Consider the following 22,884-nt stretch of genomic DNA (forward strand, 5'->3'; position numbering starts at 1 on the left):
CTGCACAGCTTACGACCTGCGGTTCGAGGCCAGAAAAAGGTTTTCGCCCTCGCGAGTTCGCGTCGGTCGTCCGGTCACCTCTTCGGGTCAACCGCCGCAGGCGATTCGGGCCGAAGCGGTGACCGGACGGCCGACTTCAGGGCGAACTCGCCGCCGTCTGCGGAGCAGCGGCAATCCAACACTGTCAGAGTGGCCTGGCAAGCTTGCTCTCCATGGACGACATCGCGTTGCGAGAGCTGGCCGAAGAGCGGTTGCGGGCACTGGCGGGCCCGCAGGCCGTGCTGCGCGAGGACCAGTGGACCGCGATCCACACCCTCGTGGCCCAGCGCCGCAGAGCTCTCGTCGTCCAGCGCACCGGCTGGGGCAAGTCGGCCGTGTACTTCATCGCCACGGCGTTGCTGCGCCAGCTCGGTGAGGGACCGACCGTCATCGTCTCGCCACTGCTCGCGTTGATGCGCAACCAGATCGACGCGGCGGCGCGGGCCGGTGTGCACGCGGTGACCATCAACTCGGCGAACACCGACGAGTGGGACGCCGTGCAGGAGCAGGTCGCGGCCGGTGACGTCGACGTGCTCCTGGTGAGTCCGGAACGGCTGAACAACCCCGATTTCCGCGATGCCGTGCTGCCCTCGCTGACCGCCTCGGCGGGCATGCTCGTGGTCGACGAGGCGCACTGCATCTCCGACTGGGGCCACGACTTCCGGCCGGACTACCGCAGGCTGCGGACGTTGCTGACGGAGCTGCCACCGGGCGTGCCGGTGCTGGCGACGACGGCGACGGCCAACGACCGCGTGGTCCACGACGTCACCGAGCAGCTGGGGCTCGGGGCCGACGAGGGCACGCTGGTCCTGCGCGGGCCGCTGGACCGCGACAGCCTGCGTCTGTCGGTCGCTCTGCTGCCGACCGCCGAGGCGCGCCTCGGGTGGCTCGCGGAGCAGCTCGACCGGCTGCCCGGCTCCGGCATCATCTACACGCTCACGGTCGCGGCGGCGGACGACATCGCGGCGTTCCTGTCCTCGCGCGGTTTTGCCGTGGCCGCGTACTCGGGCAAGACCGAGCCCGCCGAACGCGAACGCGCCGAGGAGGACCTGCTGAACAACCGGGTCAAAGCGCTGGTCGCCACCTCTGCTCTGGGCATGGGTTTCGACAAGCCGGACCTGGGGTTCGTCGTGCACGTCGGCGCGCCGTCCTCGCCGATCGCCTACTACCAGCAGATCGGCCGGGCCGGCCGCGGTGTCGATCGGGCCGAGGTGATCCTGCTGCCGGGGCACGAGGACCGCGACATCTGGGCGTACTTCTCGTCGCTGGCGTTCCCGCCGGAGGTCGTGGTGCGCCAGGTGCTGTCCGCGCTGGCCGGCGCGGGCAGGCCGTTGTCGACGGCGGCGCTGGAACCGATGGTCGAGCTGTCCCGCGGCAGGCTCGAGGTCGTGCTGAAGGTGCTGGACGTCGACGGCGCGGTGCGGCGGGTGCGCGGTGGCTGGGAGGCGACCGGCCGGCCGTGGGAGTACGACGGCGACCGGTACGCGCGCATCGCGGAGGCGCGCAAGGCCGAGCAGCAGGTGATGCTCGACTACCTGCGCACGCCGTCGTGCCGGATGAAGTTCCTGCAGGACCAGCTCGACGACCCGACCGCGCACGACTGCGGCCGGTGCGACAACTGCACGGGTGAACGGCTGTCGCTGGACGTCTCGGAGACCGCGGCGGGTGCGGCCCGCGAACGTCTGCTGCGGCCCGGCCTCGACGTGGCGCCGCGCAAGATGTGGCCCACCGGGATGGCCGCGATCGGGGTGCCGCTGTCCGGCAAGATCGGGCCGGCGGAGGTCGCGGCGACGGGCCGGGCGCTGGGCCGCCTCACCGACATCGGCTGGGGCACCCGCCTGCGCGATCTGCTCGCCGACGGCGACCGCGAGATCCCCGAGGACGTGTTCGCGGCCTGCGTGAAGGTGCTGTCGGCGTGGGACTGGGACGAGCGCCCGGTCGGTGTGGTGACCGTCGGCTCCCGGCGCCGGCCTGCCCTGGTCGGCAGCTTCGGCCGGCGCATCGCGTCGATCGGGCGGCTGCCGTTCCTCGGCACCGTGTGGCTCGGTGAGTCGACGCACCGGGCCAACAGCGCCCAACGGCTGGCCGGGCTCGTGAGGTCGGGCGAGACACCGGATGTGTCCGGTGTGGACGGTCCGGTGCTGCTGGTGGACGACCACATCGACACCGGCTGGACGATGACGGTGGCCGCTCGGATGCTCAGGAAGGAGGGGGTGCCCGCGGTGCTGCCGTTCGCACTGGCCGTCACCAACTGACCTCGAGTTGTTCTCGCTGCTGCGGAGCGAGAAACTCCAGCGCATGATCTCGCCTGGACCGGCCACGCCTCGCACGCGCAGGTCGTGGTTGCGGATGTTCTTCGTGGGACTGGCGCTGTGGGTCGCGACGATGGTGATCACCTACATCACCGGCAACGCCAACCTGATTCCGACGATCGTGCTGCTGGGCAGTTTCCTGGTACCGGCGACGTTCGTGGTGTGGGCGTTCGAGCACAGTCACTCCGGCGAAGTGACTGGCGAGATCGTGTTCCGGACGTTCGCGGTCGGCGGTGTGCTGGGGGTGCTCGGGGCGTCGCTGCTGGAGACGTATCTCCTCCACCCGTCGCCGTGGCTGTTCGTGGGCGTCGGGCTGATCGAGGAAGCGGTCAAGCTCGGGGCGCTGGCACTGCTCACGCGGCACCTGGTGCACAAGTCCGCGCGGGACGGGCTGGTGCTCGGAGCCAGCGTCGGGTTCGGGTTCGCGGCGTTCGAGTCGGCCGGGTACGCGCTCACGGCGACGTTGACCGAGAACGGGCTGTCGTTGATGGACCTGGTCACGACCGAGCTGTTGCGGGGCTTCCTCGCTCCGTTCGGGCACGGGCTGTGGACGGCCATCCTCGGTGGCGTGTTGTTCTCGCGCAGTGTTCGCGAGCACTTCATGCTCACGCGAGGGCTGTTGTGGGCCTACCTCGGGGTGTCGTTGCTGCACGCGCTGTGGGACTCCATGAACAGCATCGCCATCGTGGTCACGCTGGTGCTGACGGATCAGCCGTGGCAGGAGCGGGCGTGGGAGGCCGGGTACATGCCGCAGCCGACGCCGACGCAGGTGCAGCTGTTCACGCTCTTCACGTGGCTCGGGCTGGCGTTCATCTCGATGATCGGGCTGGCCTGGCTGCTGCGGCTGGTGGTGGCGTCCCGGCGGGAGTTCGCGCCGGTCCGCGGCTATCCGCTGCGCACCGACGCGCCGTGGTGGCCGGGAGGCCGCTAGCTCCTGCCGCCGAGGAAGCGCAGCACGGCGTCGCGGAACTCGCCCGGACGTGTGCTGTGGACGCGGTGGCCCGCGTTGATCGTGATCAGTTCGGCGTGCGGAATCTCCGCGGTCAGTTCCTCCAGGCTGGCCAGGGGAACGTGGCTGCGCGGGCCGCCGCTGATCACCAGGGTCGGGGCCTTGATCGCGGCCAGGCCGTCCCACCACGCCGGGTCGGGGGCGCGGAGCTGGGTCAGGATCTGCGGCACCATCCGGCGGTCGAACGCGCGCAGCAGGCCTTGCAGCGCAAGGGTCAGCGCCACGCCTCGCTTCGGCGGGCGGGGCTCGCCCGAGCGGGGTGGCGGCGGTGGGTCTTCCAGGACGAGTTTGCGGACGCGGTCCGGGCGGCGGCCTGCCAGCAGCGCCGCGATGTGGGCACCCAGCGAGTGGCCGATCAGGTCGAACTCGGCGATGTCGAGTGCGTCGAGCACGCCCACGACGTCGCGTTGCACCGAGTCGAGGCGGTAGTCGCCGGTCCAGGCGCTGTGGCCGTGGCCGCGCAGGTCGGGGGCGATCACGAGGCGGCCGGCGGAGACCAGGTCGCGGGTGAGGCCGGTCCACGTCGCCGAGTTGCTGGCGAGGGCGTGGAGCAGGACGGTCGGCTGACCTTCCAGTGGGCCGTCCAGGCGGTAGGCGACGGTCACACCGCCGACGTTCAACGTGGGCAGTGGAACCATTGCTGACCGTCCCCCGGTGCGGTGTGGCACTGTCGTTGCCATGATTCCGGACGTCGTGCGGTTTCGGCAGGCCGATCTTCTTTCCGGTCTGCACCGGCGGTTCGGGCCGGTGGTGCGGATGGGGCCGTACACCTACCTGCTCGGGCCGGAGGCGAACCAGTTCGTGTTCGCCAACTCCGAGCTGTTCGAGGTGGAGCGGGCGTTCCAGGTGCTGGTGCCGGTGGACGGGCCCACGTCGTTGATCGTCAGCGACGGTGAGGACCACAAGCGGCGGCGTCGGCTCGTACAGCCCGCGTTGGTGCACCGGCAGATCGCGAACTACGTGCCGGTCATGCGCGCCAACGCCGAGGCGACGCTCGACGCGTGGCGGCCAGGGGAGGTCGTGGACGCCTACCAGGAGTTCCGGAGGGCGATCCGGCGCAGCACGATCCACGCGTTGTTCGGTGAGAAGCTGGCGCGGGACGCGGACTTCTTCGGTGCGCACCTGCAGGTGCTGATCAACCTGATCGACCACAACCCCGCGGTGGTCACGTGGCTGCGGCGGACGAAGGCTCCTGCCTGGCGCAACGCGATGAGGGCTCGGCGGGCCGTGGACGCGCGGGTGTACCAGGCGATCGAGGAGGCTCGGCAGAAAGCTGCCGACGACGACCACGTGCTCGCGTCGCTGGTGCGGGAGAAGGACGGGCTGAGCGATCTCGAGGTGCGCGACCAGGTCGTCACGCTGATCGCGGCCGGGTATGAGACGACCAGTGGCGCGATGGCGTGGGCGGTGTTCAACTTGTTGCGGCACAACGGGGTTTGGGAACGCGCGCGAGAGGACGACGACTATCTCGCCAACGTCGTCAACGAGACGTTGCGGCTCTATCCACCAGCTGTGGTGTCGGCGCGGGTCGCGGCGCAGCCGTTCGAGTTCGCCGGGAAGAAGATCAAGCAGGGCACGTTCCTGTTGTACAGCCCCTATGTCACGCATCGGCTGGCCGAGGTGTGGCCGGATCCGTTGCGGTTCGATCCCGATCGCTGGGAGCGCAAGCCCGCGCCGCACGAGTTCCTGCCGTTCGGTGGTGGGCCGCACCGGTGCATCGGCGCCGGGCTCGCCACGACGGAGCTCACCGTGATGCTGAAAGCGTTGCTGCGACGGCAGAAGCCGGAGCTGCTCCCCCAGCGCATCACGCCCACGAGCGTCGCCGCGATGCGCCCGAAGCACGGCCTCAGAATCCGAGCAGCAGGGTGATCATCGAGGCCAGGCAGGCGAGGCCGCGCACGTGGTTCCAGATCGTCCACTTGCGCAGGTACTCCGGCCAGTAGGTGTCGTCGGCCCGCTCCAGACGGTTGTTCATCGGCACGTTGACGAACATCGTCAGCAGGAACGAGCCCACGATGTAGAGCAGGCCACCGCCGATCCGGCCCTGGAAGACCTCGATCCCGCACAGGATCACGTTGCCGGTGAACACCAGCAGGAACACCGGGTTCTGGATGCGAACGTTGATGCGGCGCATGGCACTGCGGGCGTGCTCGGCGGGCAAATCGGCGAGACCCGGCATGACGGCGGTGGAGAACGAGAAGAACAGGCCGGCCATCAGACCGGACGCGGCGGCTGCGATCAGCGTGATTGTCCCCATGGCGCCAACTGTGGCGCGCGCGGGCCGGACTCTCAATGACAGTTCATCGCGTGCGCTTGCTCGTTCGTCCAGACTGGGAGCATGACGGACGCGTTGGGCGAGGCGCTGCACCTGATGAGGATGTCCGGCACGTTCTACTGCCGGACCGAGCTCACCGAGCCGTGGGGGCTGACGATGCCCGACATGGCGGACTGCCTGTGGTTCCACGTGCTCACCAGCGGCCGCTGCGACATCGAGGTCAACGGCGCGATCACGACGCTCGAACCCGGCGACGTGCTGCTCGTGCCGGGAGGCCAGGGACATCGGCTCTTCTGCGGAGACGCGGAAACCCCGCTCGTCACGACACTGCCGCACGAGTTCGAGACCGACAACTACGCGATCCTGCGGCATGGCGGCGGTGGGGCCGTGACGCATCTCGTGTGTGGTGCGGTCAAGTTCGACCACCCAGCCGCGAAGCACCTCATCAAGGTGCTGCCGCACGTGCTGTACGTGCGGCAGGCCGACGACATGCGCGCCACCATCGACCTGATGGCCGCGGAGGCGCGAAACCTGCGCCCCGGCGGCGAAGCGGTGATCACCAGGCTCGCCGACGTGCTGGTGATCCAGACGATCCGCTCGTGGCTCGCCAACGACCCGGCCGCGCGCACCGGATGGCTGGGTGCGTTGCAGGACCAGCAGATCGGACAGGCACTGGCGTTGATCCACCGCGATCCCGCGCAACCGTGGACCGTCGAACGCCTGGCGCACCAGACCGCGATGTCCCGGTCGGCGTTCGCGGCGCGGTTCACCGATCTGGTCGGCGAACCGGCCATGCGGTACGTGACGCGATGGCGCATGCACGTGGCCATGAACCGCCTCAAAGACCGCGACAGCACGGTCAGCGAGATCGCCCGCGGTCTCGGCTACGAGTCGGAGGCGGCGTTCAGCCGGGCGTTCAAGCGGATCGTGGGTGTCTCGCCGGGTCAGGCGCGAGGCTGAAGCAGATCCCAGCGGTTGCCGTACAGGTCTTCGAAAACGGCCACGCGACCGTAGACCTCGTCACGCGGCGTCTCCAGGAAGCGAACACCGAACTCGGTCATGCGGGCGTGGTCGCGGTCGAAGTCGTCGGTGTTGAGGAAGAACCCGACACGGCCACCGGTCTGGTCACCGATCCGTGCGACCTGCTCCTCCGAAGAGGCCTCCGCCAACAACAACGACGCGCCACCGCCAGCAGAAACGACGACCCAGCGCTTGTCGCCCTGCGGCTCGTCTTCCACCAACGTGAACCCGAGACCGTCCACGTAGAAGCGGATCGCCTCGTCGTAGTCGCGGACCACCAACGTCACCAAACCAAGAGAACGCACGCCCAGGAGTATCGACGAGCCAGTTGAGACGTTCACCCGAGGCACCCTGGTCTGTGAGAAAGTGCCCACATGGCGGTGACCACGGAAACTCATCGACTGCCCGTGCGCAAGCTCGTCGCGGCGTCCGCCGGCAACGCCGTGGAGTGGTACGACTGGGGCATCTACACGGCGTTCAGCATCTACTTCGCCACCCAGATCTTCCCCAAGGGCAACGAGGCCGCGGCCCTGCTGAGCACGTTCGCCACGTTCGCGCTGGCGTTCTTCTTCCGACCGCTCGGCGGGTATCTGCTCGGCCGGTACGCGGACGTCAAAGGCCGCCGCACCGCGATGTTGCTGACCATCGCGTTGATGTCGGGCGGGTCGGTCGTGATCGGGTTGCTGCCCACGTTCGAGCAGGTCGGGTGGCTGTCCCCGGCACTGCTGGTGCTCGCCCGCATCGCCCAGGGCATGGCGCTCGGCGGTGAGGTGTCCAACGCGTCGGCCTACCTCGGGGAGATCGCGAGGCCCAGCCACCGCGGCCGGTACTCGTCGTTCTTCTACATCTCCACCGGGGCTGCGGTGCTCGTGGCGTCGTTGCTCGGGTTCTTCCTCAGCCGCAACCTCGACGCCGCCGCGATGGCGTCCTACGGGTGGCGCGTGCCGTTCCTGATCGGCGGCGTGCTCGGGCTGATCGGGTTGTGGTTGCGGCGGGAGCTGCCGGAGACCGAGCAGTTCGAGGACAACCGCGCCAAGGCCGAGAAGCTGCGCAATCCGCTGCTGACCACGCTCAAGGAACACCCGAAGGCCGTTGGTCAGCTCGTCGGGTTCACGCTGCTGTCGACGTTGTGCTTCTACACGTTCTTCTCAGCGCTGACGCCGTTCGCGGTGAAGACCAGGCACGCCAACGACTTCGACGTGTTCCTGGCGCTGTCGATCGCGACGGTGCTGTTCATCGTGCTGCAGTACCCGATGGGGTGGCTCGCGGACCGGTTCGGCCGCAAGCCGCAGATGCTCGTGTGGTCGGCCGCGACGGCGCTGCTGATCGTGCCGCTGTCCTCGCTGGTGAAGCCGGGCCTGGCGAACCTGGTGATCGTGTTCTGCGTCGGCCTCGGCCTCTACACGGCGATCACGTCGATCGCGCCCGCGATCATGAGCGAGCTGTTCCCGACCGAGCTGCGCGGGCTGGGCATCGGCGCCTGGTACAACCTCACGGTCGCGTTGTTCGGTGGCACGGCACCGCTGGTCATCCAGGCGCTGCCCGGCACGACGTTCTTCTGGTACGTCGCGGCGGGCGCGGTGATCACGTTCCTGGTGATCCTCACGTTGCCCGAGACCAAGGGCGTCGAACTCACCTAGCGAGCGGCACCAGGTCGTCCGCGTGCACGACCTCGCGGCGCTGCTCCTCCGGCAGGTCGTGGGTCTTGCGGCCGATCAACGACGGCAGCTCCGCCGAGTCGTAGCAGACCACCCCGCGGGCCACGACCTCACCCGCGTGGCTGACCAGCTCCACGACGTCGCCCGCCTCGAAGTCGCCGTCCACACCCGTGATTCCCGCCGCCAGCAACGAGCGGCGCCTGCCCACGACAGCGGCGACCGCGCCGTCGTCGAGGTGCAGACGGCCGTTCGCGTCGGTGGCGTAGCCGAGCCAGAAGCGGCGCGCGGTGAGACGCGAACCCGTAGCGGCGAAAGCAGTGCCGACGTCGGCGGTCGACAACGCCCGAAGTGCGTCGGAGGCACCGGCCAGCAGCACCGGGATACCGGCTGAGGACGCCAGCCGCGCCGCCGCCAGCTTCGACGCCATACCGCCGGTGCCGAGGCCGGACGCACCGGACGTGCCAGCCTGCACACCGTCCACATCGGACGCACCAGCCACCTCGGAGATGCGCACGGCACCGGGCTTGCGCGGGTCACCCGAGTAGAGAGCGTCCACATCGGACAGCAGGAACAACGCGTCGGCGCCGACCAGGTGTGCCACGAGCGCGGCGAGCCGATCGTTGTCGCCGAAGCGGATCTCGTCCGTGGCAACGGTGTCGTTCTCGTTCACCACCGGAACGGCACCGAGCGCCAGCAGCCGCGAGAACGTGCGCTGAGCGTTGCGGTAGTGGGCGCGACGCACCACGTCGTCCGCGGTCAGCAGCACCTGGCCGACGGTCAGCGAGTAGCGGCCGAACGAGTTCGCGTAGGCGTGCGCCAGCGTCAGCTGGCCCACACTCGCCGCGGCCTGCTGGCTCGCGAGGTCACGCGGACGGCGGGACAACCCCAGCGGGGCGAGACCCGCGGCGATCGCGCCGGACGAGACCAGCACCACCTGGCTGCCCGCGGCACAACGGGCGGCCAGGGCGTCGACCAGGGAGTCGAGGCGCGCCGGGTCAAGGCCGCCTTCCGCCGTGGTCAACGAAGAAGAACCGACCTTCACCACGATGCGGTTCGCCGAAGCGACCGCGCGCCGTGCGTGTGAGACCACGGGGGCCGTCACGGGCTTACTCCTCGTCGAAGAAGTCCTCGTCTGCGGAACCGGGCACGCGGCGGGCCTTCTTGGCCGCCTTGCGCTCCGTCGCACCGATGCGGTCGTTGCGCTCGAGGCGGGCGTCCGTGCCACGTCCGGTCATCGTCATCGCGATGCCCGCCGGCGTGGACGGCTCCCAGTCGAACACCAGGTCGCCGATCGTGACCTGGCAGCCGGGGACGGCGCCCATCTTCACGAGCTGATCCTCGACACCCAGCCTGTTCAGGCGGTCGGCGAGGTAACCGACGGCTTCGTCGTTGGAGAAGTCGGTCTGGCGGATCCAGCGCTCGGGACGGTCGCCCCTGACGATGAAGCCACCCTCGACCGAGGGGTCCTCGGTCACGGTGAACCCGGCGTCGTCGACGGCGGTCGGCCGCAGCACGATGCGGGTCGCTTCCTTGGCCGGCTGGGCAGCGCGGTACTCGCGGACGACCTCGGCCAGCTTGAACGTGAGCTCCCGCAGGCCTTCGCGGGACACCGTCGACACCTCGAACACCGGCAGGCCGCGTGCCTCGATCTCCGGGCGGACGATGTCGGCCAGGTCCTTGGCGTCCAGGATGTCGATCTTGTTCAGGATCACCACGCGCGGTCGGTCGGCGAGGTTGCCGCCCAGCGACGGGGTGTACTGCGCCAGCTCGTTCTCCAGCGCGTCGATGTCCGCCAGCGGGTCGCGGCCCGGCTCGTACGTCGCGCAGTCGACGACGTGCGCGAGAACGGCCGTGCGCTCGATGTGGCGCAGGAAGTCGAGGCCGAGGCCCTTGCCCTGCGACGCGCCGGGGATCAGGCCGGGGACGTCCGCCATCGTGAAGACGGTGTCGCCCGCGGTGATCACGCCGAGGTTCGGCACCAGCGTGGTGAACGGGTAGTCGGCGATCTTGGGCTTCGCGGCTGAGAGCACCGAGATCAACGACGACTTGCCGGCGCTCGGGAAGCCGAGCAGGCCGACGTCCGCGACGGACTTGAGCTCCAGCACCAGGTCCCGCGTCTCGCCCGGCTCACCGAGCAACGCGAAACCGGGCGCCTTGCGGGCCTTGGACGCGAGCGCGGCGTTGCCGAGGCCACCGCGGCCACCCGCGGCGGCGATGAGCGTGGTGCCTTCGCCGACCAGGTCAGCGACGACCTCGCCGTCCTCGGTCAGCACCACGGTGCCGTCCGGGACGCGCAGGATCAGGTCCTCGCCGTTCGCGCCGTCGCGGTTCGCACCCGCGCCCGCCTTGCCGTTGGTGGCGGTGGCGTGCGGGCGGAAGTGGAAGTCGAGCAGGGTGTGCACCTGCGAGTCGACGACGAGCACGACGTCGCCGCCCTTGCCGCCGTCGCCGCCGTCCGGGCCGCCGAGCGGCTTGAACTTCTCGCGGTGCACGGAAGCGCAACCGTTGCCCCCGTTGCCGGCGGCAGCGTGGATCACCACCCGGTCTACGAAGCGGGCCACGGAACTACTTCCTCTCGTGTGCATGCACGCATGCATATGTCTGAACAAACAACGAGGGGCGGTGCCGGATGACCGGTCCCGCCCCTCGTCGAGGTGTCTAACTACGTTCGCGGAGCGGTCTCTCTCAGACCGCGGCCGGAACGATGTTGACGGTCTTGCGACCACGCTTGGTGCCGAACTCCACCGCACCGGCGGCGAGGGCGAACAGCGTGTCGTCCTTGCCGCGGCCGACGTTGACGCCGGGGTGGAACTTGGTGCCGCGCTGGCGGATCAGGATCTCGCCGGCCTTGACGACCTGACCGCCGAACCGCTTCACCCCCAGGTACTGGGGGTTGGAGTCACGGCCGTTACGGGAACTGGACGCACCCTTTTTGTGTGCCATGAGAAGTCAGGTCCTCACTTACCGGTGATGCCGGTGACCTCGACGCGGGTCAGCTTCTGGCGGTGACCCTGGCGCTTGTGGTAGCCGGTCTTGTTCTTGAACTTGTGGATGCGGATCTTCGGGCCCTTGGTGTGCTCGACGACCTTGCCGGTCACCGAGAACTTCTCCAGAGCCGCCGCGTCAGCGGTGACGTTGGTGCCGTCGACCACGAGCAGCGTCTGGAGGGAGATTTCGGTGCCCGGCTCGCCCTCGAGCTTCTCGACCTCGACGATGTCGCCGACAGCGACCTTGTACTGCTTGCCGCCGGTCTTGACGATCGCGTACATCAGGACGGAAGTCTCCTGCTACTCGATGGTGACGGGCCATGCGCCAACCGATCTGCGAGAAAACCAGCAGAGGGGGCACACGACAGGACCCGTCGGATAACGGGCCGTCGACAAGGTTACGGGAGTGGGTACAGCTGGAGCAAACCGGGGTGCCCTGATCGCGTTTGCGCAGGCTGTGCCGTCCCTCACAGCCACCCCCGCACCTGGTCGCCGGAACGCACGCGGGGACCTTTCGTACCGACATGCAGTACGAAAGGTCCCCGCGTGCGTCGAGCGGACGGCGCGTCAGCCCTCCTGGACCGGCGGGCCCGCGGGCCGCGACACGGCGCGGCGCCTGCGGGTGGTGGTGACCACCGGGGCGGGCAACTGGATCTCCGGCTGCTTGGGCACCTCGACGACCAGCGGGGCGGGCGCGTCGTGCACGACCGGCGCACCGGCGGCGCGCTTGGCCGCACGGCGGCGCGGACGGGCCGCAGCCGTGGTCACCGGAGTGGCCACAGGAACCTCTGCAGCGGGCGCTGCGGGCTCTTCTGCCACCGCCGGTGCCTCCACGGGGGCGACGGGCTCAGCGGCGATCTCGGCCACCTCAGCGGCTTCCTCGACGGCTTCCTCGGCCACCGGCACCGGCTCGACGAGCTCCGGCGCCGCCTCGTCGATGACCTCGGCGGCAGGCTCCTCCGCCGAGACCTCCTCCGAGACCTCTTCCGCGACATCCTCTGCCACGACGGGCTCGACCTCGATCGGCGCCGGGTCCTCGGCGACCTCGTGCGGCACGTGACCGTTGAGCACCTGCTCCTCGGCCACGACCGCGTCGACGACCGCCTGCTGCTCCTTGTCGCGGCGACGACGACGGCGACGACGGCCGCCGTGGCCCTCGTGCTCCTGGTCGGCGGCGACGACGGCCTCGGAGGTGTCCTCCGGCTCACCCGGCTCGACGGCCTCGGGAACGACCTCGGGCTCGACGGGCGCCTCGACGGCGGCCTCGACAACGTCGGCGACCTGCTCCGACCCGCCCTTGTTGCGGCGGGACTTGCGGCCGCCGCCCTGGGACTGCTGCTGGCCGCCGCCGTTGCCACCGCCGTGCGTGTGCACGGGCTCGGTGGACACGATCACGCCACGGCCGCGGCAGTGCTCACACGTCTGGCTGAACGCCTCCAGCAGACCGGTGCCGACCCGCTTGCGGGTCATCTGCACCAGGCCGAGCGAGGTGACCTCGGCGACCTGGTGACGCGTGCGGTCGCGGCCCAGGCACTCGGTCAGGCGGCGCAGCACCAGGTCGCGGTTCGACTCCAGGACCATGTCGATGAAGTCGATGACGATGATGCCGCCGATGTCGCGCAGCCGGAGCTGGCGGACGATCTCCTCGGCGGACTCCAGGTTGTTCCTGGTGACCGTCTCTTCGAGGTTTCCGCCCGATCCGGTGAACTTGCCGGTGTTGACGTCGATGACCGTCATCGCCTCGGTGCGGTCGATGATCAGGTAGCCACCCGACGGCAGCCACACCTTGCGGTCCAGCGCCTTCATCAGCTGCTCGTCGATGCGGTACTCGACGAACGCGTCGTTGTTGCCGACGTGCTTCTTCAGGCGGTCCTGCAGGTCCGGCGCCACGTGGCGGACGTAGCCGTCGATGACGTCCCACGCCTCGTCGCCCTGGACGACGAGCTGGGCGAAGTCCTCGGTGAAGAGGTCGCGGACGACCTTCACCAGCAGGTCCGGCTCCTCGTAGAGCAGCGTCGGGGCCTTGGTGGAGGTGCTCTCGGACTTCTCCTTGATGACCTTCCACTGCGCCTGCAGACGCGTGACGTCGCGCGCCAGTTCCTCCTCGGAGATGCCCTCAGAGGCGGTGCGGATGATCACGCCGGCGTCCTCGGGGACGACCCGCTTGAGGATGTCCTTGAGGCGCTTGCGCTCGTTGTCCGGCAGCTTGCGGCTGATGCCCGTGGCACCACCGCCCGGCACGTAGACCAGGAAGCGGCCGGGCAGGCTGATCTGCGTCGTCAGGCGGGCGCCCTTGTGGCCGACCGGGTCCTTGGTGACCTGGACGAGCACGGAGTCGCCGCTGCTCAACGCCTGTTCGATCTTGCGGGACTTGCCCTCGAGACCGGCGGCGTCCCAGTCGACCTCACCGGCGTAGAGCACGGCGTTGCGGCCGCGGCCGATGTCGATGAACGCGGCCTCCATGCTCGGCAGCACGTTCTGCACGCGGCCGAGGTAGACGTTGCCCACGATCGAGCCGCTGCCCGACGACGTGACGAAGTGTTCGACCAGCACGCCGTCCTCGAGCACGCCGATCTGGGTGCGGTCGCCGCGCTCGCGGACGACCATCGTGCGGTTCACGGCCTCGCGGCGGGCAAGGAACTCGGCCTCGGTCAGCACCGGGGCACGGCGGCGGCCGGCCTCGCGACCGTCGCGGCGGCGCTGGCGCTTGGCCTCCAGGCGCGTCGAGCCGCGGATGCTGCGGACCTCGCTCTGGGCGGCCTCGGAGTCGGCCTTGTCGTCACGCGCGTCGCGGGACTCGCGGACGTGCACCACCGTGTTCGGCGGGTCGTCCTCGGACGTCACGTCGTCGTCCGCGCCGGTCTTGCGGCGACGGCGACGGCGGCGACGGCGGGTCGAGCTCTCCTCGCCCTCGTCCTCTGCGGCCTCGTCGGCGGCGTCGGCCTCCGCGGCGGCCTCGGCGTCCTCGGTGCCTTCCTCGGTCTCCTCGGCGCCGTTCTCGGCCTCCGCGCCCTTGCCGCGGCCACGGCCACGACGGCCGCGGCGACGGCGGCGACGGCCTTCGCCCTCGTCCTCACCCTCGGCCTCGGCGGCGTCGAGCTCGTCCGCCGCGATCTCGCCGACGGACTTCTCCTCTTCCGCCGGCTCCTCCTCGACGACGAACGGCGAGGCCTGCGCCTTGGGCCGTTCGATCGGCTGCGGCGGCAGGAACACCGCGCTCGGCGCGGCGAAGACCGGCGCGAGCGCGGGCGCCTCGAACGCGGGGATCGCCGGGGCCTCGTAGTCCTCGGTGACCTCGCCGGTGACGACGTCGTCCCAGTCCAGCAGGGTCTCGGCGACCTTGATCGCGACGTCGCGGCTCACGCTGGACTGCGCGCTGCGGGCGACCTCGCCGAGGTCGGCCAGCGCCGTCATCACGTCCTTGCTGCTGACGTCCAGCAGCTTCGCCAGTGCGTGCACCCGCAGCTTGTCCGGCAGATCTGCCAGCTCAGGGCGTGCGGATACCACACCCTGCCCGCCGGCCCGGCCGGCAGGCTTGTCCTTGTTCGACATGCAGCTCCTCCACCCCCGGGCGCGTCCCGTGAGGACGCGGCCGCGCAGGGGCCTCTCTTGTCTCTCTCCACCGCTGCTCGCGGCGGGAATCCTTGCCTCGCGCGCAGCGGCGTGGCGCCTCACCGGGCGCACGCTTGCGCAGGTCCCACGACGACGCTTCTGTCAGCGCCGCTCCTCCTCATGCGTCGCGGCTTGACCCAAAAGATCAAACACCGCCAACGCTCCTGCGTCAGGACTCTCTGTCCTGTTGGAGCGGGTCCACCAGCCTGCCTTCGTCGTCGAGCCGTCCCTGGGCCATCCGGGTTGCTCTCGCAGGTACCGGCGGCACGAGGTCGGCGACGACACGAAGCGCATTCAGCACGTCGTCGGGCCGCACGGTAGGCGTTACCTGCCGGACGACCGTCATGAGTATCCCACACGGTTGTGACAATCCGGCCTCATCGTGTCCGGCGTCGCTCGAACGTGGTTCGACCAGGGCGGACACGACGGCAGGCCGCACGTCGATGATCTTCTTGCCGTCCTTGGTGAGACGCTCGACCTCGACCCGCTCCTGTGCGAGGAAGAGACTCACCGCTTCCGCGAGCGCCTCCGGCTCGACCCCGTCGAGCTCGATGCGCCACTCGCTCGCGTCGATGCGTTCGGTGAGGTTGCCACCGCGCGCCTGCACGACGTCGACCACGTCGATGCCGGGCGGCAACGCCTGGTCGAGCGCGGCCTTCAGCGCTTCCGGGTCGACCCGTTCGACCACGGACACCTCGACGTACTCCGCCTCGCTGGCGACACCGGTCGGCGCGGCGCCGACCCACGACACCTTCGGGTGAGGGCTGAAGCCCTGCGAATACGCCATCGGTACGCCTGCCCTGCGCAGCGCGCGCTCGAACGTACGAGCGATGTCGCGGTGCGAAGTGAAACGCAACCTCCCCCGCTTGGTGTAGCGGAGGCGCAGTTTCTGCACGGCTGCGGCAGACGGGTTGTTGGGCTGGTGGCGGCTCAGTGGTGCTCCCAGGTGGTGTACCGACGGGTGAGCGGTCCCATCGGCGCAGGCTGTTCGTCCGGTAGGACGGTACCGTGAACCCGATTCAGAACGTTCAGCTTGTCTAGATCGTTGCGCGTGGCTACGGTCCGGCTGACTGGACGCCTTGCCAACCTGGAGGTCCCCGGTGCCTCTGCTCCACCGCGCACGGGCGGCGGCGATGACCGCGCTGCTCGCGGCCGGGTGCATGGCGGCGTCCCTGCCCGCGGGTGCGGAGCCGGACGTCAACTCGTGCATCCAGCCGGGTCCGAACCTGCGCTACCTCGTCGTGTTCTCCCAGCTCACGACCCCTGAGGTGGCGAACGCCGAGATCGCGGGAGCCTGCGGCACCACGACCGTGTACTACCCGGAGATCGGGGTGGCCGTGGCCACCTCTCCCGACCCCGGCTTCCTGAAGCGGATCGGCCCGCAGCGCGCGTACAGCGCCCAGGCCGAGAGCATTGCCAAGCGCTCGGTGAAGCGCAAGAAGGACGACACGGAGCTGTTCCGCCCGTCCGGACTGCGCTCGGGCGAGCAGTGGGACATGGATCTCATCAAGGCCCCGGCGGCCCACGCGATCTCCCGCGGCTCCAGCTCCGTCGTGGTCGGCGTGCTGGACTCCGGCGTCGACCCGCGCCACCCGGACCTGGTTCACGCGCTGGCACCGGAGCTGTCCGCTGGCTGCCTCACCGGCAAGCCCGACACGTCCCCCTCGGCCTGGGCCCCGACGACCTCGGCCCACGGCACGCACGTCGCCGGCACCATCGCCGCAGCTGACGACGGCCGCGGCACCACGGGCGTCGCGCCGGGCGTGCGCATCGCGTCGGTGAAGGTCGTCGACGACGAAGGGTTCATCTACCCTGAATACGCGGTGTGCGGCTTCATGTGGGCCGCCGCGCAGGGCATGACCATCACGAACAACAGCTACTTCATCGACCCGTACCTGTTCACGTGCCAGAGCGAGCCCGGTCAGCGCGTCATCTACGAGGCCGTACGTCGCGCCGTCGACTACGCGACCTCCCGCAACGTGCTGACGGTCGCCGCGGCGGGGAACAACGCGGCGGATCTGTCCCGGCCGGGACGCGACTCGTCGTCACCGACGAACGGCGACCCGCAGACCCGGACGGTCGACTCGACCTGCGTGCTGTTGCCGGCGCAGCTCAAGAACGTGGTCGGGGTGTCGGCCGTGGAGTCGACGAAGACCAAGGCCGGGTACAGCTCCTACGGGCTCGGGGCGATCGACGTGACCGCGCCGGGCGGTGACACGCGGGCGCCCGGCGGGTGTGTGCTGTCGACCGTGCCGTCCGGCTACGACTACTCGTGCGGCACGTCGATGGCTGCTCCGCACGCGGCCGGGGTGGCGGCGTTGATCGCGTCGACGCATCCGGACACCGACGCGCTGTCGTTGGGACGGATGTTGAACGCGCAGGCGGAAACCCTGGCCTGTCCTGCGGATTACGACCTGAACGGGACCGGGGTGCAGGACGCGTTCTGCACCGGGTACTCGGAGTACAACTCCTTCTACGGCCACGGGCTGGTCGACGCGCTGGCCGCCGTCACGAAGTAGCCGACGGGCTCCGCAGGTACCAGTTGACACCTGCGGACGCCCGAACAGCCTCACGACTTGGTCAGCGCCGGGTTCTTCACGGGCGAGCCGACGCCGACCGGGGAGATCGGCAGCAGCTTGCGGCCCGTCGGGCCGACCTCGATGTCGGTGCCCATGGCCGGACACACGCCGCAGTCGAAGCACGGCGTCCAGCGGCAGTCGTCCTGCTCGCGCTCGTCGAGGGCGTCCTGCCAGTCGGCCCAGAGCCATTCCTTGTCGAGGCCCGAGTCGAGGTGGTCCCAGGGCAGGACCTCCAGCTCCTCGCGCTCGCGGGTGGTGTACCAGGCGAGGTCGACGCCGAGCGGCTCCAGCTCCTCCGCGGCCTTGGTGGTCCAGCGGTCGTAGGAGAAGTGCTCGGTCCAGCCGTCGAACCGGCCGCCGTCGCGCCACACGGCCTCGATGACCTTGCCGACGCGGCGGTCACCGCGGCTGAGCAGGCCTTCGATGAGGCTGGGCTTGCCGTCGTGGTAACGCATGCCGATGTTGCGGCCGAGGCTGCGGTCGGAGTTGACGGCCTCGCGGAGCTTGCGCAGGCGGTCGTCGACCGTGTCCGGGTCGCACTGCGGGGCCCACTGGAACGGCGTGTGCGGCTTGGGCACGAACCCGCCGATCGAGATGGTGCAGCGGATGTCGTTGCGGCCGCTGGCCTGGCGGCCCGCGCGGATGACGTTCTTGGCCATCTCCGCGATCTGCAGGACGTCCTCGTCCTCCTCGGTCGGCAGGCCGCACATGAAGTAGAGCTTGACCTGACGCCAGCCGTTCGCGAACGCGGCGGAGACCGTCCTGATGAGGTCCTCTTCGGACACCATCTTGTTGATGACGCGGCGCATCCGCTCGCTGCCGCCCTCGGGGGCGAAGGTCAGGCCCGAGCGCCTTCCGTTGCGGGACAACTCGTTCGCGAGGTCCACGTTGAACGCGTCGACGCGCGTGCTCGGCAGGCTCAGGCCCGTGTTCGTGCCCTCGTAGCGGTCCGCGAGGCCCTTGGTGATCTCGGCGATCTCGCTGTGGTCGGCGCTGCTCAACGACAGGAGCCCGACCTCCTCGAAGCCGGTCGCCTCCAGGCCGCGCTGGACCATCGCGCCGATGCCCTCGATGGACCGTTCGCGCACCGGGCGGGTGATCATGCCCGCCTGGCAGAAGCGGCAGCCTCGGGTGCAGCCGCGGAAGATCTCGACGCTCATCCGCTCGTGGACGCTCTCGGCGAGCGGCACCAGCGGCTGCTTCGGGTACGGCCACGCGTCGAGGTCCATCGTGGTCCGCTTGAACACGCGGTACGGCACGCGGTCGCGATTCGGCACGACGCGTTGGATGCGGCCGTCCGGCAGGTACTCCACGTCGTAGAAGCGCGGGATGTACACGCCGCCGGTCTCGGCGAGCCTGGTCAGCACCTCGTCGCGGCCGCCGGGGCGGCCCTCGGCCTTCCACGTCTTCACGATCTCGGTGATCTCGAGGACGGCCTCCTCGCCGTCGCCGAGCACCGCCGCGTCGATGAAGTCCGCGATCGGCTCCGGGTTGAACGCCGCGTGCCCGCCGGCGACCACGATCGGGTCGTCCTCGGTGCGGTCGGCCGCGTGGAGCGGGATGCCCGCGAGGTCCAACGCCGTGAGCATGTTCGTGTAGCCCAGCTCCGTCGCGAAGCTGATGCCCATCAGGTCGAACGCCTTCACCGGCCGGTGCGCGTCCACCGTGAACTGCGGCACCCCGTGCTCACGCATGAGCTTCTCGAGGTCCGGCCACACGGCGTAGGTGCGCTCGGCGAGCACGTCGGGCAGCTCGTTGAGGATTTCGTAGAGGATCATGACGCCCTGGTTGGGCAGTCCGACCTCGTACGCGTCGGGGTACATCAACGCCCAGCGCACGGACGCCGCGTCCCAGTCCTTGACGGTCGCGTTGAGCTCCCCGCCGACGTACTGCACCGGCTTGGAGATCCGCGGCAGCAGAGGCTCCAACCTGGGGAAAACAGACTCGACACTCACGCTTCCAGAGTAACGGCCCCTGTGCTGAGCGCCGAATCGCGTGCCAGAACCAGTCATGCTCAGTCCAGCAACAACGACCCCAGGCGCCTCGCCGCCACCACCGTTCCCACGGCCGCCAGCACCGCGAAGTAGACGACGTGCCCGAGCATCCCCCACCCGACGACGCCCAGCGTGAGCCCGCGCATCAGCTCGATCGCGTGGTAGAGCGGCGTCCACGTCACCACGGCCTGCAACCAGCCGGGGTAGACCGACAGCGGGAAGAACGTCGTGGAGAACAGGAACATCGGCAACACCGCGAGCTGCACCAGGTCGAAGTCCTGCCACGACCGCATGAACGTCGTCGCCGCCATGCCCACCGCCCCGAACGCGAACGCCACCAGCAACGCCGCCGGTAGAGCGAGCAACGCCCACGGCGAGGCGATGAGCCCCATCCCGAGCATCACGGCGAGGAAGCCCGCCGAGTACAGCCCGCCCCGCAGCAACGCCCAGGCGATCTCGCCCATCGCGATGTCCAGCGGCCCCATCGGCGTGGCCAGCATCGCGTCGTACAACTTGGCGTACTTGAACTTGAAGAACACGTTGAACGTGGCGTCGTACACGGCCCCGTTCATCGCCGACGCCGCCAGCAGCGCGGGCGCCACGAACGCCGCGTAGCTGACCGGCTGCCCGTCGGGCCCGGCGACCGACGCCACGAACTGCCCGAAGCCGAGCCCCAGCGACCACAGGAAGAGGATCGGCTCGAACGCCCCGCCGACGAGCACGAACCACCCGCGCCGGTTCACGAGCGCCGACCGTTCCACGAGCGTGCTGGCCCTGCCCCCGTAGAGCCCTGGCGGGATGATCCGCCACACCAGGCCGACGCTGGCGGGCGCCGTCCTGTTCGCGGGGTCGAGTGTCCGGGTCATGTCACACCGCCAGCCTGCGATGGAAGAAGCGAACGGAGAAGAACAGGCCCACCGCGATCATCGCGACCAGGTAGGCGGTGTGCCCGAGCGCCGGCAGCAACCCGAGCGTCCCGAACGTCGCACCCCTCGCGAGCTCGATGCCGTGCCAGGCCGGGGTGAGCCACACCAGCGGCAGCAGCCAGTTCGGCAGCTGGCTGACCGGGAAGAACGCCCCGGTGAAGAGCGTCATCGGCATGAGCACGAACCGGAAGACGGTGTTGAAGCTGTCCGGCTTGTCCAACGTCGCGCTGTACGCGATCAGCGGACAGCTGAACGCCAGCCCGGCGAGCGTCGCGAAGAGGACGGCCAGCCCGATGCCCGGCCCACCGGCGGCACCGAGCGCCACCGCGATGACCACGAACACCACCGACCGCACGAACAGCTGCGACCCGATCCACATGACCTGCCCGTAGACCACCTGCGCGGGCGTGATCGGGGTGGCCACCATGCCGATGTACGTCTTCTGCCACAGGAACGACGACATGATCGCGTACGTCGACTCGAACGTGGCGCCCTGCACGGCCGTGATGACCACCAGCGCCGGCGCGAGGTACTGCAGGTACGGCACACCACCGATCAACGCCGTCGACTGCACCTGCGACCCGAACCCGAGCCCGAGCGCGACCAGGAACAACAGCGGCGACAGAAAACTCGACACCGCCGTGGCCCGCCAGTTGCGCCGGTACCACAACCAGTGCTTCTCGAAGCCGAACCAGGACGCCCTGAGTGTCTGCATCAGTCCACCAACGTCCTGCCGGTGAGCCTCAGGAACACGTCCTCCAGCGAACTGCGCCGCACCAGGCTCTGAATCGGCTGCACCCCGTGCTCGTGCACCTTGGCCAGTGTGTGCTCACCGTCCTGCGTGTACAACAGCAACCGGTCCGGCAGCACCTCGACCCGCTCCGCGAACCGCTCCAGATCCGGCTTCTCGGCCCCCGGCTGGAACCGCAGCTCCAGCACTTCCCTGGTCGAGTACCGGTTGATCAGCTCACTCGGCGACCCCTCAGCCGCGATCCGCCCACCGTCCATCACCACGAGCCGATCGCAGAGCTGCTCGGCCTCGTCCATGTAATGCGTGGTGATGATGAGCGTGACACCGTCCTGCTTGAGCCGGAACAGCCTGTCCCACAACAGATGCCGCGCCTGCGGGTCCAACCCGGTGGTCGGCTCGTCGAGCAACAGCAACTCGGGATCGTTGACCAACGACCGCGCAATGGTCAGCCGCCGCTTCATCCCCCCGCTCAGCGGTTCGACCTCGTGATCGGCCCGATCCGCGAGCTGCGCGAACTCCAGCAACTCCACGGCCTTCTCGCGACACCGCTGCCGCGACATCCCGAAGTACCTTCCATAAATCTGGAGGTTCTGCCGGACCGTCAACTCGAGATCCAGGTTGTCCAGCTGCGGCACAACCCCGATCCGCGCCCGGATCTTCGGCCCGTCCCGGTCCGGATCCATGCCGAGGACCTTCAACTCCCCGCCCGTGCGCCCCGAAACACACGCGACCATCCGCATGGTCGACGACTTCCCGGCCCCGTTGGGCCCGAGAAACCCGAAGGCCTCACCACGACGCACCTCGACATCGATGCCGCGAACGGCCTCGAACGTCCCGAAGTGCTTGGTCAGCGCCTTGGCCTCGACGAGGTTCTCCACTCCCCCGACGTTAACGAACACCTCCGACAATTTTCGACGCAATTACGATCGCCCCATGCCCGAGATCGAACTGCGGTGGCTGACCGAGGCCGACGACCGGCTGCGCGCCGAAATCCACACAGTCGTGCACGACGTGGTCGCCGCAGGCGGCGCCGTCGGCTACCACGAACCCCCGTCGTTCGACCGCATCTCCACCTGGCTCGACGGCGTGCTCAAGCAAACCCGCGACAACAACGCGGCCTTCGCCGCCGCCACAGTGGACGGCGTGGTCCGGGCAGTGGGCCTGTGGCGACGCGGCAGCACCGCCGTGTTCCAGCACCGCGCAGAAATCCAGCAGGTCATGGCCCACCCGTCGGCCCGCGGCCTGGGCCTGGGCAAGCTGGTGGTGCAGGGCCTGGTGGACCGAGCCCGCGAGGCACACATCGAAATCGTCATGCTCGGCACCCGAGGCAACAACCACGGCGCGATCGAGCTCTACGAGAGCATCGGTTTCCGCGAATACGGCCGCATGCCGAACGCCATCGCCGTGGGCAACGAACGCTGGGACGCGGTGGACATGTACCTGCCGCTCGGCTACCCGGAGGGCACGATCCTGAACGGAGCGAAGCCAGGCGGCCTGGGCTCAAGCCCACGCCGGTCCTGACCACACCCCAAATCTCTCGCGAAGGCGATGGCGAAGCCGAGCGGCGATGGCGCAGCCGAGCCGCCCCGAAGCCGCAGGCGAGGCACGCGAAGCCGCAGGCGAGCCCAAGCGAAGGCGCAGCCGAGCAGTCCTTGGCATACCCGGCTGGTGGGGTGGGTCCCGTCACGAGTCGTGCCTGATCGTCTGCCGCGCCCAGGGAGG

At 69.4% G+C, this 22,884-nt stretch carries 20 protein-coding genes; 7 read left to right on the forward strand and 13 right to left on the reverse strand.

The genetic code is table 11. The annotated features are described in order from the left end of the window. Positions 1-212 precede the first annotated feature (212 nt). A complete protein-coding gene (locus IEZ09_RS39005) occupies positions 213-2,294 on the forward strand; it encodes a RecQ family ATP-dependent DNA helicase (RefSeq protein WP_189258875.1) in 2,082 nt (693 codons plus the stop codon). Between the two features lie 43 nt (positions 2,295-2,337). After that, the gene (locus tag IEZ09_RS39010; protein WP_189258876.1) at positions 2,338-3,282 is read left to right on the forward strand and encodes a PrsW family intramembrane metalloprotease; all 945 of its coding nucleotides are present in this window, start codon (positions 2,338-2,340) and stop codon (positions 3,280-3,282) included. On the opposite strand, the gene IEZ09_RS39015 is transcribed toward IEZ09_RS39010, so the two are convergent. After that, positions 3,279-3,998: an alpha/beta fold hydrolase gene (locus IEZ09_RS39015; RefSeq protein ID WP_189258877.1), complete on the reverse strand. Its 720-nt coding sequence runs from the start codon at positions 3,996-3,998 to the stop codon at positions 3,279-3,281. The two genes, IEZ09_RS39010 and IEZ09_RS39015, sit on opposite strands and share 4 nt — an antisense overlap. Before the next feature lie 40 nt (positions 3,999-4,038). Here IEZ09_RS39015 and IEZ09_RS39020 point away from each other — a divergent pair, with 40 nt between their 5' ends. After that, positions 4,039-5,229, forward strand: a complete 1,191-nt coding sequence (locus IEZ09_RS39020) for a cytochrome P450 (RefSeq protein ID WP_229813339.1) — start codon at positions 4,039-4,041, stop codon at positions 5,227-5,229. Here IEZ09_RS39020 and IEZ09_RS39025 read toward each other — a convergent pair. Further along, positions 5,207-5,617, reverse strand: coding sequence for an anthrone oxygenase family protein (locus IEZ09_RS39025; protein ID WP_189258878.1), 411 nt, complete (start codon positions 5,615-5,617; stop codon positions 5,207-5,209). The two genes, IEZ09_RS39020 and IEZ09_RS39025, sit on opposite strands and share 23 nt — an antisense overlap. 81 nt (positions 5,618-5,698) lie before the next feature. Between IEZ09_RS39025 and IEZ09_RS39030 the strand changes: the two genes are divergently transcribed. Beyond that, positions 5,699-6,595, forward strand: a complete 897-nt coding sequence (locus IEZ09_RS39030) for an AraC family transcriptional regulator (protein ID WP_189258879.1) — start codon at positions 5,699-5,701, stop codon at positions 6,593-6,595. Here the strand turns inward: IEZ09_RS39030 and IEZ09_RS39035 are convergent. Next, a complete protein-coding gene (locus tag IEZ09_RS39035; protein WP_189258880.1) occupies positions 6,580-6,960 on the reverse strand; it encodes a VOC family protein in 381 nt (126 codons plus the stop codon). The two genes, IEZ09_RS39030 and IEZ09_RS39035, sit on opposite strands and share 16 nt — an antisense overlap. 69 nt (positions 6,961-7,029) lie before the next feature. Between IEZ09_RS39035 and IEZ09_RS39040 the strand changes: the two genes are divergently transcribed. Continuing rightward, the gene (locus IEZ09_RS39040) at positions 7,030-8,295 is read left to right on the forward strand and encodes an MFS transporter (RefSeq protein WP_189258881.1); all 1,266 of its coding nucleotides are present in this window, start codon (positions 7,030-7,032) and stop codon (positions 8,293-8,295) included. On the opposite strand, the gene proB is transcribed toward IEZ09_RS39040, so the two are convergent. The 6 genes from proB to IEZ09_RS39070 form a co-directional block, all read right to left on the reverse strand. Then, entirely contained in the window at positions 8,288-9,415 is a 1,128-nt protein-coding gene (gene proB / locus IEZ09_RS39045) for a glutamate 5-kinase (protein ID WP_189258882.1), read from the reverse strand. The genes IEZ09_RS39040 and proB overlap by 8 nt on opposite strands. 4 nt (positions 9,416-9,419) lie before the next feature. Continuing rightward, on the reverse strand, positions 9,420-10,874 hold the full coding sequence (gene obgE, locus IEZ09_RS39050) for a GTPase ObgE (protein WP_229813340.1): 1,455 nt from the start codon (positions 10,872-10,874) through the stop codon (positions 9,420-9,422). Between the two features lie 124 nt (positions 10,875-10,998). Beyond that, the gene (gene rpmA / locus IEZ09_RS39055) at positions 10,999-11,256 is read right to left on the reverse strand and encodes a 50S ribosomal protein L27 (protein WP_189258884.1); all 258 of its coding nucleotides are present in this window, start codon (positions 11,254-11,256) and stop codon (positions 10,999-11,001) included. 14 nt (positions 11,257-11,270) lie between these two features. Continuing rightward, positions 11,271-11,582, reverse strand: coding sequence for a 50S ribosomal protein L21 (gene rplU, locus IEZ09_RS39060; RefSeq protein WP_189258885.1), 312 nt, complete (start codon positions 11,580-11,582; stop codon positions 11,271-11,273). 285 nt (positions 11,583-11,867) lie between these two features. Then, complete coding sequence (locus IEZ09_RS39065; protein ID WP_189258886.1) at positions 11,868-14,852, reverse strand: translation initiation factor IF-2 N-terminal domain-containing protein; 2,985 nt, start codon at positions 14,850-14,852, stop codon at positions 11,868-11,870. A 229-nt stretch (positions 14,853-15,081) separates the two neighbouring features. Further along, positions 15,082-15,807, reverse strand: coding sequence for a TIGR03936 family radical SAM-associated protein (locus tag IEZ09_RS39070; protein ID WP_189258887.1), 726 nt, complete (start codon positions 15,805-15,807; stop codon positions 15,082-15,084). A gap of 205 nt (positions 15,808-16,012) precedes the next feature. On the opposite strand from IEZ09_RS39070, the gene IEZ09_RS39075 reads away from it, so the two are divergent. Then, positions 16,013-17,431: a S8 family peptidase gene (locus IEZ09_RS39075; RefSeq protein ID WP_229813341.1), complete on the forward strand. Its 1,419-nt coding sequence runs from the start codon at positions 16,013-16,015 to the stop codon at positions 17,429-17,431. Between the two features lie 50 nt (positions 17,432-17,481). Here the strand turns inward: IEZ09_RS39075 and IEZ09_RS39080 are convergent, their stop codons facing one another. The 4 genes from IEZ09_RS39080 to IEZ09_RS39095 are packed head-to-tail and all read right to left on the reverse strand — an operon-like array spanning position 17,482 to position 22,040. After that, entirely contained in the window at positions 17,482-19,446 is a 1,965-nt protein-coding gene (locus tag IEZ09_RS39080) for a TIGR03960 family B12-binding radical SAM protein (RefSeq protein WP_189258888.1), read from the reverse strand. A 59-nt stretch (positions 19,447-19,505) separates the two neighbouring features. Continuing rightward, a complete protein-coding gene (locus IEZ09_RS39085; RefSeq protein ID WP_189258889.1) occupies positions 19,506-20,351 on the reverse strand; it encodes an ABC transporter permease in 846 nt (281 codons plus the stop codon). 1 nt (position 20,352) lies between these two features. Then, positions 20,353-21,126 (reverse strand): ABC transporter permease, encoded by a 774-nt coding sequence (locus tag IEZ09_RS39090; RefSeq protein ID WP_189258890.1) that lies wholly within the window; start codon positions 21,124-21,126, stop codon positions 20,353-20,355. Continuing rightward, positions 21,126-22,040 carry an ABC transporter ATP-binding protein gene (locus IEZ09_RS39095; RefSeq protein ID WP_189258891.1) on the reverse strand — a complete coding sequence of 305 codons (915 nt, stop codon included), beginning with the start codon at positions 22,038-22,040 and terminating at the stop codon, positions 21,126-21,128. Before IEZ09_RS39095 ends, IEZ09_RS39090 begins: the two co-directional genes overlap by 1 nt. Before the next feature lie 55 nt (positions 22,041-22,095). Between IEZ09_RS39095 and IEZ09_RS39100 the strand changes: the two genes are divergently transcribed. Next, positions 22,096-22,683: a GNAT family N-acetyltransferase gene (locus tag IEZ09_RS39100; protein WP_189258892.1), complete on the forward strand. Its 588-nt coding sequence runs from the start codon at positions 22,096-22,098 to the stop codon at positions 22,681-22,683. The last annotated feature ends 201 nt before the right edge of the window (positions 22,684-22,884 follow it).

The organism is Lentzea flava, from assembly GCF_014648475.1.
GTDB classification, from domain to species: domain Bacteria; phylum Actinomycetota; class Actinomycetes; order Mycobacteriales; family Pseudonocardiaceae; genus Lentzea; species Lentzea flava.

Bases quoted from the DNA above. Each gene is read 5' to 3' on its own strand.
- IEZ09_RS39005 (WP_189258875.1), top strand. From the start codon at position 213: ATGGACGACATCGCGTTGCGAGAGCTGGCCGAAGAGCGGTTGCGGGCA.
- IEZ09_RS39010 (WP_189258876.1), top strand. From the start codon at position 2,338: ATGATCTCGCCTGGACCGGCCACGCCTCGCACGCGCAGGTCGTGGTTG.
- IEZ09_RS39015 (WP_189258877.1), bottom strand. From the start codon at position 3,998: ATGGTTCCACTGCCCACGTTGAACGTCGGCGGTGTGACCGTCGCCTAC.
- IEZ09_RS39020 (WP_229813339.1), top strand. From the start codon at position 4,039: ATGATTCCGGACGTCGTGCGGTTTCGGCAGGCCGATCTTCTTTCCGGT.
- IEZ09_RS39025 (WP_189258878.1), bottom strand. From the start codon at position 5,617: ATGGGGACAATCACGCTGATCGCAGCCGCCGCGTCCGGTCTGATGGCC.
- IEZ09_RS39030 (WP_189258879.1), top strand. From the start codon at position 5,699: ATGACGGACGCGTTGGGCGAGGCGCTGCACCTGATGAGGATGTCCGGC.
- IEZ09_RS39040 (WP_189258881.1), top strand. From the start codon at position 7,030: ATGGCGGTGACCACGGAAACTCATCGACTGCCCGTGCGCAAGCTCGTC.
- rpmA (WP_189258884.1), bottom strand. From the start codon at position 11,256: ATGGCACACAAAAAGGGTGCGTCCAGTTCCCGTAACGGCCGTGACTCC.
- rplU (WP_189258885.1), bottom strand. From the start codon at position 11,582: ATGTACGCGATCGTCAAGACCGGCGGCAAGCAGTACAAGGTCGCTGTC.
- IEZ09_RS39065 (WP_189258886.1), bottom strand. From the start codon at position 14,852: ATGTCGAACAAGGACAAGCCTGCCGGCCGGGCCGGCGGGCAGGGTGTG.
- IEZ09_RS39085 (WP_189258889.1), bottom strand. From the start codon at position 20,351: ATGACCCGGACACTCGACCCCGCGAACAGGACGGCGCCCGCCAGCGTC.
- IEZ09_RS39090 (WP_189258890.1), bottom strand. From the start codon at position 21,126: ATGCAGACACTCAGGGCGTCCTGGTTCGGCTTCGAGAAGCACTGGTTG.
- IEZ09_RS39100 (WP_189258892.1), top strand. From the start codon at position 22,096: ATGCCCGAGATCGAACTGCGGTGGCTGACCGAGGCCGACGACCGGCTG.